Source organism: Helicobacter sp. 12S02634-8, from assembly GCF_002272865.1.
Lineage (GTDB): Bacteria > Campylobacterota > Campylobacteria > Campylobacterales > Helicobacteraceae > Helicobacter_J.
Genome location: NZ_MLAP01000003.1, coordinates 60,567 through 72,874 on the forward strand (window position 1 = coordinate 60,567; position 12,308 = coordinate 72,874).

At 42.0% G+C, this 12,308-nt stretch carries 11 protein-coding genes; 5 read left to right on the plus strand and 6 right to left on the minus strand.

What is annotated here, in order from left to right:
• Window positions 1–5 precede the first annotated feature (5 nt).
• The 3 genes from BKH46_RS02770 to BKH46_RS02780 are packed head-to-tail and all read right to left on the minus strand — an operon-like array spanning window position 6 to window position 2,336.
• Window positions 6–632, minus strand: a complete 627-nt coding sequence (locus BKH46_RS02770) for a hypothetical protein (protein ID WP_095225316.1) — start codon at window positions 630–632, stop codon at window positions 6–8.
• Window positions 613–1,545 carry a 4-hydroxythreonine-4-phosphate dehydrogenase gene (gene pdxA / locus BKH46_RS02775; protein ID WP_095225317.1) on the minus strand — a complete coding sequence of 311 codons (933 nt, stop codon included), beginning with the start codon at window positions 1,543–1,545 and terminating at the stop codon, window positions 613–615. Before pdxA ends, BKH46_RS02770 begins: the two co-directional genes overlap by 20 nt.
• A gap of 20 nt (window positions 1,546–1,565) precedes the next feature.
• Window positions 1,566–2,336 carry a pyridoxine 5'-phosphate synthase gene (locus BKH46_RS02780; protein WP_095225318.1) on the minus strand — a complete coding sequence of 257 codons (771 nt, stop codon included), beginning with the start codon at window positions 2,334–2,336 and terminating at the stop codon, window positions 1,566–1,568.
• An 81-nt stretch (window positions 2,337–2,417) separates the two neighbouring features.
• Between BKH46_RS02780 and BKH46_RS02785 the strand changes: the two genes are divergently transcribed.
• Genes BKH46_RS02785 through BKH46_RS02795 form a run of 3 tightly spaced genes read left to right on the plus strand, consistent with a single transcriptional unit; the run spans window position 2,418 to window position 5,275 of the window.
• On the plus strand, window positions 2,418–4,106 hold the full coding sequence (locus BKH46_RS02785; protein WP_095225319.1) for an acetolactate synthase large subunit: 1,689 nt from the start codon (window positions 2,418–2,420) through the stop codon (window positions 4,104–4,106).
• A 10-nt stretch (window positions 4,107–4,116) separates the two neighbouring features.
• Window positions 4,117–4,587, plus strand: coding sequence for an acetolactate synthase small subunit (ilvN, locus tag BKH46_RS02790; RefSeq protein ID WP_095225320.1), 471 nt, complete (start codon window positions 4,117–4,119; stop codon window positions 4,585–4,587).
• Between the two features lie 28 nt (window positions 4,588–4,615).
• Entirely contained in the window at window positions 4,616–5,275 is a 660-nt protein-coding gene (locus tag BKH46_RS02795) for an NAD(P)H-dependent oxidoreductase (RefSeq protein ID WP_095225321.1), read from the plus strand.
• Here BKH46_RS02795 and BKH46_RS02800 read toward each other — a convergent pair.
• Window positions 5,272–6,294, minus strand: coding sequence for an MraY family glycosyltransferase (locus tag BKH46_RS02800; RefSeq protein ID WP_253248277.1), 1,023 nt, complete (start codon window positions 6,292–6,294; stop codon window positions 5,272–5,274). The two genes, BKH46_RS02795 and BKH46_RS02800, sit on opposite strands and share 4 nt — an antisense overlap.
• A gap of 156 nt (window positions 6,295–6,450) precedes the next feature.
• Between BKH46_RS02800 and BKH46_RS02805 the strand changes: the two genes are divergently transcribed.
• The gene (locus BKH46_RS02805) at window positions 6,451–6,618 is read left to right on the plus strand and encodes a DUF262 domain-containing protein (protein WP_095225322.1); all 168 of its coding nucleotides are present in this window, start codon (window positions 6,451–6,453) and stop codon (window positions 6,616–6,618) included.
• Window positions 6,584–8,593 (plus strand): DUF262 domain-containing protein, encoded by a 2,010-nt coding sequence (locus BKH46_RS02810; RefSeq protein WP_095225323.1) that lies wholly within the window; start codon window positions 6,584–6,586, stop codon window positions 8,591–8,593. Before BKH46_RS02805 ends, BKH46_RS02810 begins: the two co-directional genes overlap by 35 nt.
• A gap of 73 nt (window positions 8,594–8,666) precedes the next feature.
• Here the strand turns inward: BKH46_RS02810 and BKH46_RS02815 are convergent, their stop codons facing one another.
• Window positions 8,667–9,740 carry a cytochrome c peroxidase gene (locus BKH46_RS02815; RefSeq protein ID WP_253248278.1) on the minus strand — a complete coding sequence of 358 codons (1,074 nt, stop codon included), beginning with the start codon at window positions 9,738–9,740 and terminating at the stop codon, window positions 8,667–8,669.
• The gene (locus tag BKH46_RS02820; protein WP_095225324.1) at window positions 9,713–12,250 is read right to left on the minus strand and encodes a TonB-dependent receptor plug domain-containing protein; all 2,538 of its coding nucleotides are present in this window, start codon (window positions 12,248–12,250) and stop codon (window positions 9,713–9,715) included. The genes BKH46_RS02815 and BKH46_RS02820 overlap by 28 nt, the downstream gene beginning before the upstream one ends.
• Between the last annotated feature and the right edge of the window lie 58 nt (window positions 12,251–12,308).

The following is a 12,308-nucleotide window of genomic DNA, read 5'->3' on the forward strand; positions in this document are numbered from 1 at the left end:
ATAACTCAGTCTTTTTGGCTATAGAGCTTGATGAAGCTTTGGATTTCTTCTTCAATGCTGTAGTTGCCATAGTATTTGATTGTCAAATGCTTGGATTGAGGGAAAAGACTTTGGGCGGGGTTGATTTCGATGAGCCCTTTGATGGGCGTGGCTTGGTTTTTGAAAAAAAGCTTGATGTATTCAATCAATGTTTCTACCACAAGGGCGATGTCTTTTTTTTGGTAGATTTTAAGGCTTTGGAGCTGGTGTTCTTCTTGGAAAAAGCAATCAAAAGTGTATAGATAATATTTGATAGTGGGGATACTTCTGTTTTGGATAAATTTTTGATCGATATTCACACCAAATAATAGATTTTTATCCTCTGTGATCGCAAGAGAGTGCATATAATCTTGCAAGCTCAAGACCCCTTTAGATTTGGTGCTGAGCTTTTCTTCTTCTAACATCAAGATAAAATTAAGGAGGTCATTGAGCTCTCCATTGAGTGTTTTGATTTGCTCGTGTGTTTTTGCAAGGATATTTTTAATATCTGCTGTTTGTGTGCTGCTGGTGTTGAGTCGGCTTTCAAGCTCTTGGATATAGGATTGTTGCGCATCGAGCTTGGTTTCTAGGATTTTAAGTTGATTTTTTTTCATGGATCCTCCCACTTCTTGCTAAGTCAATTGCATTGAGATAGCTTTGTGTATTTGGCTTTGTCTTATAGGCGATATCATAGGCCACGCCGTGATCTACAGATGTCCTTAATATCGGAATATTCAAGGTTACATTTATGCTTTCATAAAAATACAAAGCCTTCAGAGGTGCTAGCCCCACATCATGATACATACTGATAAAAAATTGATATTTTTGTCTGTTTTGAGGGCTAAAGGCTGTATCTGGGGAAATGGGCCCTATGAAAACCTCCTTTTTAAGGGCAGCGTTTGCTTTGAAAATAGCTGCTTGGATACTCGTATCTTCATCTCCCATCACGCCCCCATCTCCACAATGTGGATTGAGCCCTAAGACAAGCGCTTGCTCCATCTGCACGCACCCATAAAGTTGCTTCAAAAATGCCTGCAATGCCTCTTGCGTGATTGTCTGACTAACAGCTTTGAGCGGGATATGATCGCTAAAAAGAGCCACAAACATCTCCTTGCAGCCTAACATCATCATTGCGTGGGTTTGATAGCGCTTGCTCAAAGCCTCTGTATGCCCCACTTCTTGCACGCCCGCTAACTGCCAAGCCTTTTTGTGGATAGGGAGGGTGCAGATACTCTCTACCTCTCTTGTATCAGCAAGTTGGCACGCCCTCATAAAGCTTTCATAGCTATAGCGCCCACTTTGGGGGGTGATGGCAGAAGGTGAGATTTCAGGAATATCCCCATCAGGTGGGGCAAATTCCATATCTTTTGGCAGGGGGATATCAAGTTTTTTGCAAACTTTTTGGAGTAGCTGGGGGTGTGCGCAGTAGATGGGTTGGCAGAATTGCTTGATATGGTGGTGTTCTGTGAGTGCGATCTGTGGACCAATACCATTGATATCCCCAATAGAAACAGCGATTTTTTTCATTGATGGTTGCCCCCCTATGACTAAAATGAACGATACATTTCTCTGATAGCTTCTCCTAGCCCTACAAACACAGCTCGAGCGATGATACTCTGACCGATATTGAGCTCTGTAATCGGGCCAATCTCATAAATAGCCCTGACATTTTGATAATTCAGCCCATGGCCAGCAGCAACTTCTAGTTCTAGCCTTTCTGCAAGCTCTGCAGATGTTTGGATTTTTTGCAGAGAGTTTGCTAATTGAGTGCGTAAGGTATCTCTGTTTGTTGGGAGGGTCTTGATGGTATTTTTATGTCTTGAGAGGTTGGAATACAACATCAAATGCAAGTTAGCATACTCCCCTGTATGCAGCTCGATACCATTGACACCGAGTTGCTTAGCTATTGCAATATTTTCTTCTTGAGGGTCGATGAATACAGCGGTTTGTATTTGGTGTTTGTGGAATTCTTTGATGATTTCTTTGAGCGATGGATAGGAAAGGTCAAGCCCGCCCTCTGTTGTGATTTCTTCTCGTTTTTCTGGCACAAGTGTGATTTTATAGGGTTTTTGGGCGCATAAAAATTCTATGATACTTTCATCACAAGCACATTCTACATTGATGGGTAAGATAGAAGCGCGTATGATGGCTTTGAGGTCATCATCGTGGATATGGCGTCTGTCTTCACGCAAATGGATCGTGATTTGATCCACGCCTACATTTTTAGCGATAAAAACAGCTTCCAGAGGATCGGGTTCGTTGATTTTTCTTGCTTCACGCAATGTGGCGATATGGTCGATGTTGAGTCCTAATTTCATGAGCACCCCTTAAATGATTTATCGTTTTTTTAAGTTTAAAACATATTATAATAAACAATTCAATAGATTTTAGGAGATTTCATGCCAACCAAACGACTAAATGGATCTGAAATGGTAATAGAGGCCTTGAGGTTAGAGGGCGTGGAGGTGATTTTTGGTTATCCTGGGGGGGCGGTCTTAAATGTGTATGATGAGATTTATAAACAACATCATTTCAAACATATCCTCACACGCCACGAGCAAGGAGCTATCCACGCTGCTGATGGCTATGCTCGGGCAAGTGGGAAAGTCGGGGTGGCTATCATCACTTCAGGTCCAGGCTTTACTAATGCTGTTACAGGTATTGCTACAGCTTATACCGATTCAATCCCTTTAGTCATCATCAGTGGTCAAGTGCCTATTGCTCAGATTGGGACAGATGCCTTTCAAGAGATCGATGCTGTAGGTATCTCTCGCCCTTGCACCAAGCACAATTTTTTAGTCAAGAGTATCACAGAATTACCGCGGATTCTCAAAGAAGCATTTTATATCGCGCAAAGTGGGCGCCCAGGTCCTGTGCTTGTTGATCTTCCCAAGGATATCAGTGCGACTTATGGCGGGTTTGATTATTCATTTGAAGTGGCCTTGAGGACCTATAAGCCCACGACAAAGGGCAATACAAGGCAAATTAAAAAAGTCGTGCAAGCTATCTGTGATTCTCAAAAGCCTTTGTTGTATGTTGGTGGGGGGGCAGTGATCTCTGGGGCAGGAGAGATGATCCAAAAGCTTGTCGATAAAACGCGTATTCCTGTTCTTGAAACTTTGATGGCAAGGGGGATTATCCCTGATGGGAATCCTTGTTTGTTGGGAATGGTAGGTATGCACGGGAGCTATGGGGCAAATATGGCAATGCAGGAGTGTGATTTGCTTATTTGCCTAGGAGCGAGGTTTGATGATCGTGTGACAGGGAAAGTGAGTGAATTTGCCAAATACGCTAAAATCGTGCATATTGATATTGATCCTAGCTCTATTGGTAAAATCATTGATGTGCATTACCCTGTTGTGGGCGATCTCAAAGGTGTCTGTTCTGAGATGTTGGAGTGCTTGGAGGGGTATGATAGCACATTGATTGAGCCTTGGAGGCAGTTACTTGCTAAATATACCCGCACGCACCCACTCAAATACAAAGACTCTGCAGAAGTGCTCAAGCCCCAATGGGTGATCCAAAAAATCGGCGAAATGCTAGGGGAGAGGGCGATCATTGCTACAGATGTCGGACAACACCAGATGTGGGCAGCGCAATTTTATCCCTTCACTTTTCCCAGGCAGTTTATCACAAGTGGTGGGCTTGGGACAATGGGCTTTGGCTTGCCTGCGAGTATGGGGGCAAAGTGTGCTAGATGGGATAAGATAGTTGTCAATATCACTGGAGATGGTTCGATTTTGATGAATATCCAAGAACTGATGACTTGTGTGGAGGAAAAAATCCCTGTGATCAATGTCATTTTGAATAATAATTATTTGGGTATGGTGCGGCAGTGGCAGAGTTTTTTTTATGAGAGTAGATTTTCACACACAGATCTCTCGCTCCAGCCTGATTTTGTCAAGCTTGTTGAGGCTTTTGGAGGGAGGGGGTATCGGGTAGAGAGCAAGGAGGGCTTTGAAGAAGCTTTGCAAGAGGCTATTGATTGTGGTGTGGTGTGTATGATTGATGTGTGTATTGATCGTATGGAACATGTCTTGCCAATGGTGCCAGGTGGGGCTGCACTCAATAAGATGATTTTAGAATGAGGGAGTAGAAATGCAAAAGCGGAGAACTATTTCTGTTTCAGTGATCAATGAACACGGGGTCTTATCGAGAATATCGGGTTTGTTTGCAGGGAGGGGATATAATATCGAATCCCTCACAGTCGCCCCTATCCCAGAGAGCGATCTCTCTAAGGTAACGATTGTTACTGATGGAGATGCACGCGTTTTAGAGCAGATTATCAAGCAGCTCCATAAGCTGATCCCTGTTTTGAGTGTGAGCGAGAGTGATGATTTTTTAGAAAAAGAAATGGCATTGGTGAAAATCCCTATCGAAGAAGACATAGCCAGCATTGAAGTGCTCTGTCGTGCGTATAATGGGAGTGTGGTCAATGCCAATGAAAAATATATCATTATCGCTGCTACAGACAAGCCCTATCGTATCACTAGCTTTTTAAAAGCCATCAGCAGGTTCAACCCCAAAGAAGTGGTGCGGAGCGGTGTTGTAGCGCTTGAGAGGTATTAAAAAAATAATAAAATTTTAAAGGCAAATCATGCAAAACATAATGAAGCAAAAGTTTTCTCACCAAGCAATCACAGCCCTACTCCATCGCCGCTATTCTTGCAGAGAGTTTGATACACACCAAAAGATTGCCAAAGAGGACTTTGAACTGATTTTAGAAGCAGGGAGGCTTGCACCGAGTTCATTGGGGCTAGAGCCTTGGGAATTTGTAGTGATCACTGCAGAAGCACTCAAAAAGACCATTGCTAAAGACGCCCCATCCAATCAAGCCAAGATAGAAGCTTGCTCACACCTACTCGTTGTATGCAGTCTGCTCCCAGATGTTTTAAGACCTGAGTCTAATTATTTTAGGGAGCTTTATCCTGATGGGGCTACTGCAGCGCATATCGCTCCAATGCTTGAATCTGTGCGTAAAAATCGCTTGCAAGATAATGACTTATTGATTCATGCATATGCTAGAGAGCAGTGTTTTATCGCCATAGGACAGATGACACAGACTGCTGCAATGCTCGATATTGATTCGTGTATTATCGGAGGGTTTTATGCTGCGGGCGTGCAAAAGCATTTGGATACTTATATCGATGCCTATCATTTTGAGCCTGTATGTCTGATAGCCTTTGGCTATGGACGCACACAGCCTGCGACAAAGCACAGAAAGCCTTATGAAAAAGCCATCAAATGGCTGCACTAATTGCGCTTAAGCTGGTAGTAAATAAGGCTATAAAGCAAGATAAATAGCACGCATAGCCCGATAAGCACCCAGTCTTTATGCATAAAAATAACTGCTAGCACCATAAAAGGCAGGTTAAAAAGCCACATAATCAGGGCTGTCAAGGGATTGCTATGCACTTTTTGGTAGATGAGCTGATGGAAATGCTCTTTGTCTGGCTGCATGGGGGAATATTTCTTGAGTTTTTTGCGGAAGATAGAAAATACCACCTCCCATACTGGATAGATCATCACAGCAAGCCCAAACCACGCAGAGAGTTCAGAGGTCTTTTGCGTGAGGACAGCAAGCAAAATAGCTAGGACAAAACCCAGCACATAAGCCCCTCCATCGCCTAAAAAAATCTTGCCTTTGGGGAAATTGATACATAAAAACCCAAGAGTTGCCCCCAGCCCAATGAGCGCAACAAAGAGGACAAAGCCATCACCGATATGATAAGCCCCCAGCCCAATCGCACCAAATGCCATCGCGCAAATCCCCCCTGCAAGCCCATTGAAGCCATCGATGATATTGATCGCATTGCATACACCAATGATACCAAAAAGGCTAAAAGCCACGCCGAGTGCATAAGGCAAAATCACAATCGGTGAAAGATCAGTAATCACTGCTCCCATCCCAAGCACGCTCACACAAGTCCCTAAAAGCTGCATTAAAAGCCGAGTTTTAGGACTCAAAGACGCAGAAAAATCCTCCAAAAACCCACTCAAAAAAATAATCGCAAGCCCAAGGAGAAAATACATCGCCCCCCCTCCCTCACTAAGCCCCACAAGCCCAAAGCTCAAGAAAATCCCCACACCCCCTGCTCTAGGGGTCGGATAGGAGTGGAATTTTTGCGGTTTGGTGCTAGTGGTTTCATCGATAAAGATATGGAATTTTCTAGACAGCACAAGAACCACATACGACACAATCAAAGACACAAAAAACGCTATCACAGCAGTCCCTGCTATCCCAAACATCTGCTCGAATATATGTGAATCTTCCATAGCCACCCTTGAATCATTTCTGGCATTTTAGCAAAATCCCAAAAAATCTAAGCTTTATATGTCTTATACCCCATAGGAGTGTGCTGCATTGGGCTTTAGGCTTTGTGCGCTTTTGTGTTATAATTGACTTAAAATACAAAATCAAAGGAGAATCTAATGAAGGGCGAAGCAATCAAAATGACAGAACTTATGGGTCGTGATGATGATTATTTTATTATCCCCATATATCAGAGAAAATATAGTTGGAAAAAAGAAAACTGCAGACAGCTCTATAAGGATCTAAAAAACCTTGCTCAAGTATCTGCGGGGGGGGGGGCAAAATAGCCACTTTTTTGGCAGTATTGTTTCTAAAAAACCTCTTACTACCAATCAGACGACGAAGTTTGATATTATTGATGGGCAGCAGAGGCTTACGACCATTACCTTATTATTCTTAGCGATAAGAAATCTTATCCAACAAGATGAAGTAAAAACAGAATTTGATGAATTGGATAAAAAGATTTGGGAGAAGTTTCTTACAAACAAGCCAATTGATAGCAAAGAGAGAAAACCAAAGTTATCTTTAGTGGAGAGTGACCAAAAAGCATTTTCTAGGTTACTTTACTCTAGCCCAAAAGATTATATTCAAGATTCAAATTTGACAATCAATTATCAATTTTTCTGTGATGAGATAAAAAATGATGATATATCAGTCGATAACCTATATAAAGCTATTGATGGGCTTAGAATCATCAATGTTGTTCTAGACCACTCAGATGATGCACAACTGATTTTTGAGAGCCTCAATGCCACGGGCTTGGCCTTGAGCGAGGGGGATAAAATCAGAAACTATGTGTTGATGGATTTAAAAGAAGAAGAGCAAGACAGGTATTATAAAAATTATTGGGTAAAAATTGAAAGTTGTGCAGATGAGAAAGATGATAAAAACAATGTGAGTGCATTTATACGAGATTATCTGAGTATCAAGCAAAAAAAGATACCCAATGAAAAAAATGTGTATAAAGAGTTTAAAAGTTATGCAGAGTCAAAAAAATCTCCAGAAAATCAAACATCTCCAGAAAGCATAGAAGCTCTACTGCAAGATCTTTTACGCTATGGGGAATTTTTCAAAAAGCTTTGGACTTATAAGAGCGAACTCCCTAAAGGAAGTAAAGTAGCTGGAGAATTAGATGCTTGTCTTGAGAGATTGGCGTGGCTAAAGGCTGGGTCTAATGTCGCAAGACCATTTTTTATGGAAGTATTCTCACATCATAATAAGTGTGAGCTTAGCGAAGATGATGTATTGAAGATTTTTTTAATCATAGAAAGCTATCTGTTTAGACGAAATATCTGTGATGTGCCAACAAATGGTTTAAATAAGATATTCTTAAGCTTGGATAAAAGCATTATTCAATACGATGGCACCAAAGATGATTATGTAGGCAAACTGATTCATACATTGCAGTATAAGACTTCCAATAATTTCCCAGAAGATGATAAATTTAAATCTGCTCTTGCAACAAAAAATACATATGATAAGAATAGTAAATATTATTTATTAGAGCGATTTGAAAACTATGGCACCAAAGAAACTAAGCCTATTTATAGGGATTTAGATGAGAAGAAATATCAGATAGAGCACATCATGCCCCAAAAGCTTTCATCTCAATGGAGAGAGGATCTAGGGGAGGGGGCAGATAAGATACATAACGAGTGGTGTAATCGACTAGCCAATCTCACATTGACAGCCTATAATCAAAATATGAGCAATAAGACCTTTAAAGAGAAATGTGGGATGGAGCGTGGCTATCAAGGGAGTGGATTGCGAATGAATCAAACAATAGCAAAAAACGAAAAGTGGGGACTTGCTGAGTTAGAAGAGCGGAGTGAAGCATTGAGTGAACAAGCTAAGAAGATTTGGCTATATCCAACAACTGACTTTGTCCCCAAGACTAAAGAACTACTAACATACACACTTGATAATGAAGACTATGACTTTACACATAAAAAACTCATAAAGTATAGCTATTTGGATGAAGAATATGGAGTGACAGATTGGGCAAGGATGTTTAAAAATATGGTAAAACTCCTACATCAGCAAGATAGATCCGTGTTGTTGGGCTTTGTATCCAATCCTAGCGATGAGCTCCCCACCTCTTGTATAAGCAAGGATGCAAGCAAACTTAGAAGTCCTTCTAAAATTGATGATGGTGTGTATGTAGAAACAAACTCTTCTACAGAAACTAAACTTGCGATGCTTCGGAAAATTTTTGTATTATTTAAGGCAGAGCCATCGGAGCTGGTGTTTTATCTAAAATAATTCTAATGATTCTTAGGCTCATTTGGGCTTTGGTGCCTAAATAGATTTATCAGTAGGCATTGAAATGCACGGATCAAAGAGTCTTCAAAAAGCTCTCAATAGCATCGAGTTCTTCTGGTGTCAGAAAAAGGGGCTTGAGGAGTGGTGAGGTTTGCGGGTAGGGTGGGGGCATGTGTGGTGGGGGCAGAGGGTGGAACATACCAGCATTATAGGCATTGAGTATGCCTCTAAGAGAGGGAAATAGCCCATTATGCATATAAGGAGCGCTTCGACTCACGCCTCTAAGGGAGGGCGTCTTGAACGCTCCTAAATCTTTGGGGTCTTGACTCCATGCGCCCTTACCCAAATCTTGGTATTTTCTGCCATAATAGCTTAAGCCCAAATTATGGGTCTTGCCATCGCTAAAGGCTATCCCATAGTGGCAATTCATGCAGCCAGCTTTTGTGCGGAATAGGTGCAGTCCCCAGACTTCTTGATTACTCAAAGCATTTTTTTCTCCGAGCAAAAACCGATCAAAAGCCCCTCTTTTAGGCATTAATGTCCTTTCATAGGTCGCTAGAGCCATTGCTACTTGCTCTTGCGTGATGGGGCTTTGCTTGAAGGCTTTGTAAAAGGCTTTTTGATAAGTTGGAGAGCTGTTGAGATAGGCAAGCAAGTCTTGGAGTGGTAGTGCCATCTCTTGATGGTCTTGTATCGGCTCTAGGGCTTGGTCTTCTAGGCTTTTAGCCCTGCTGTCCCAGAATTTTTCCCTACCAAAAGCGCTCATCAAAATACTCGGTGCATTGCGAGAGCCCTTCTGGTTGAGATGTCCTTTTGAGAGCGGGGTGTTATCCCCAAAGGCAAAGTCCTTTTTATGGCAGTGTGCGCAAGATATTTTTTGAGATAAGGAGAGCTTAGGGTCATAAAAAAGCCTTTCTCCTAGCTCGGCTTTAGGCTTAGAGTAGGGATTATCAGCAGGGAAAGGGGCTTGCTTAGGCAAGGGGGCGAGCTCTTTGTAGGCAATGTTTGGATATGTGTTTGGCTTTTCCCAAAGTTCAGGGGCTTGCTGATACATTTCTCTGATTGTCTGTATGTCTTTTGGTATGCCATGGGCATTGAGCGCTAAGGCTAGCCCAAGGATTAAAACTGATAGCCTGCTTGCAACCAAAAAGATCTCCCTGTTTCATAAGTGGGCGTGATTGTTGTTTGGCCTTTGATGGTGGTGAAGTTGGCTGTAGAGATATTGAGATTATCAAGCAAGTTGTAAATATCTAGATTGATAAAAAGTGTATTTTTGCCCCAAAATCTCACATCAAATCCAATGCGCGTATCCCAAGTGAAGGCATTGGGGAAATTAAAAATCGTATATTCTTTGAGTGCTTTCCCATCGCTGCCTTTGGAGGTGCTTGTGCCGATATTGAGGGCTTTTTGATAGCTGGAACGATAAGAGAAAAAATTACTCCAAGTCAAGGTGGTGCGTGAGAATCTTATATCTGTGATGGTGGTGATACGCGTATTCCACGGCTTAGCGAAGTTATCAGGGGGGAGGGCAGAGTGTTTGATGATTTTGCCATCAAACATCACATCTTCATCAAAGATATTGGTGCTATCATAATCCACAAAATTGCGTCTGATTTTAGAATAATCGGCTGTGAATAAAAAATGTTGGTAGATATTGAGAAAATGTATCGGCTCTGTTGTCCCGATGGATAGAGAAAAAATATCGCTATCGCTTTTGCCATCATTAGCATAGGTGTAATAGAGCTTGTCATCGTAATTGCTATCAGGGGCGGGGTTGATTTTGGGTGTGTGTATCACTTTGGTGATTCCATCACGCCCATTGCGATGGACATATTTGAAACTACCCTCAAATTTCCAGACCTTTTGGGATATTCCTGCGACAAATTCATCATTATAGGGGATTTTGAGTTCTTCAAATTTTGTCTTGCTTTTGGCCACTACCCCTGCACTCCAAGGCTTATCAGGCGCTGTTCTTGTTTGTGTGGCTATGAGGGCGTTGATACCATCTTGGAGGCGAAAGTTAAGGATATTGCGACCATAGTAGCGATTATAGCCCCCGATCAAGCGGGTTTTTTTATCCCCAAAGACATCAAGCTCGAGGGCTACTCTTGGTGCGATTGTGAATTTTTTCATATAAGTATCACCATCGAAGCGCACTCCGGGGCGAAAATGCAAATGCCAGAATTGGATACTATCTTCAATATAGCCTCCATAAGCGAAATTATCAAGCTTGATTGTGCCCTTTTGGTAAGTGGTTAGCTTAGCAAAATACTGCCCCTTGTTGTCTTTCCAAGTTGTGGCCATATCATTTACAGGTGAGCTTGAGCAATATTGTGTTTCTTGGCAAGTTTCACCTGCTTTTAAGGGCTTTTGACTCCCTGGTGTTGCATCAGCTGTGAAAAAGTCATTGGGGCGCATGTAGTAGGCGTTGGTATAGCTGAGTTGTATCCCTGCGCTCAAGTTGTGGTGTGTTTTTGAAAAAGATAACTCTTCAAAATGCGTATCATCTTTGAATTCAAGCCGTCTTTGGCCGCTGTTGAGGTTCCCCCAAGTCCCCTCATTAGACTGCTTGGCTGTGCCCCAGTCCTTGTCTGCAGAGGTTTTCCAGACTTTATAATACTGCTCTTGTCCTTTGCGGGAGTTGCTCTCATCATTATAAGAGAGTGCATTGATGGTTTGGGCGATTTTGAAATTATAAGTGGTTTTTAGCAAGGCTTGCAGACCCCCAGAGAGTATGGAATATTGTGAATCTCTTGAATTGACAATGAAATATTGATTGTTTTGGGGCGCATAAGTTAGGCTTGCTTCTAGCCTTAGGTCTTCGATACCTGTATAAAGGCCTTTGAGGAAGTAGTTGAATAAGGAGCGTTTGTTGTCCTTTTTGTCTTCTTTAGCAGCACTTTGGGCATACAGATGTAGGGGAATCGTTGATTGTGTTGTAGCAAAGCTTCCGATAATCCCAAAGTCTTTGCCAATGTAGCCCTCAGCTTGTGCACGCACAAGATATTTGAAAAATTCAGGTTGGCTTGTGCTGCTGCTTGAGTTGATAAAGCTTGCATATTCAGAGGGGTAGATATGGTATGCAGTGAGTTTGGAGCTTGTGAGCTGATAGGAGATTTTGGCTTTGAATTCCTTACTTGGGTCTTTGGTGGTCGCTTCGATCACGCCCCCCTCAAAGCCCCCATAAGCTGCAGAGATATTGCTATCAAGCACTTGGATACTCCCAATCAGCGAGGCATCGATAGCAAGCCCTTGGGATCTGCCGGGGATACTTGTGGGGCTAGCGGGGTTTGTGGCTTGCGGGTTGAGGTCGTTATTCATACTGACACCATCGAGGTTGAAAAGGTTTTGATAAAACATCGCTCCATTGATAGAAACATTAGCAGGGTCGATTTCACCAGGGGTTTTGGAGCTATTGACTTGATTGCTGAAAACAACATTGGGATTGATTTTAAGAAAATTAGTGATTTGGCCATTGCCCGAGGGAAATTCAGAGAGCAGCTCTTGTGTGATCTTGCTCCCTCCTCCGATTGTATAGGCAGCTTTTTTGCTCCCCTCAATTGTGATTTTAGGTATTTTATAGTTATTTTCTGATAACTCTTCTTGTGCATTTAAGGCAATCAGGCAAATAATGAATAAAGAATATTTTTTTATCATTAATATACTTTCCTTTCAGATTGATAATTATAATAATGAAAACTATAACTTAAATATT

Coding starts and splice junctions, on each gene's coding strand:
- BKH46_RS02770 (WP_095225316.1), bottom strand. CDS start 632: ATGAAAAAAAATCAACTTAAAATCCTAGAAACCAAGCTCGATGCGCAA.
- pdxA (WP_095225317.1), bottom strand. CDS start 1,545: ATGAAAAAAATCGCTGTTTCTATTGGGGATATCAATGGTATTGGTCCA.
- BKH46_RS02780 (WP_095225318.1), bottom strand. CDS start 2,336: ATGAAATTAGGACTCAACATCGACCATATCGCCACATTGCGTGAAGCA.
- BKH46_RS02785 (WP_095225319.1), top strand. CDS start 2,418: ATGCCAACCAAACGACTAAATGGATCTGAAATGGTAATAGAGGCCTTG.
- ilvN (WP_095225320.1), top strand. CDS start 4,117: ATGCAAAAGCGGAGAACTATTTCTGTTTCAGTGATCAATGAACACGGG.
- BKH46_RS02795 (WP_095225321.1), top strand. CDS start 4,616: ATGCAAAACATAATGAAGCAAAAGTTTTCTCACCAAGCAATCACAGCC.
- BKH46_RS02800 (WP_253248277.1), bottom strand. CDS start 6,294: ATGGAAGATTCACATATATTCGAGCAGATGTTTGGGATAGCAGGGACT.
- BKH46_RS02805 (WP_095225322.1), top strand. CDS start 6,451: ATGAAGGGCGAAGCAATCAAAATGACAGAACTTATGGGTCGTGATGAT.
- BKH46_RS02820 (WP_095225324.1), bottom strand. CDS start 12,250: ATGATAAAAAAATATTCTTTATTCATTATTTGCCTGATTGCCTTAAAT.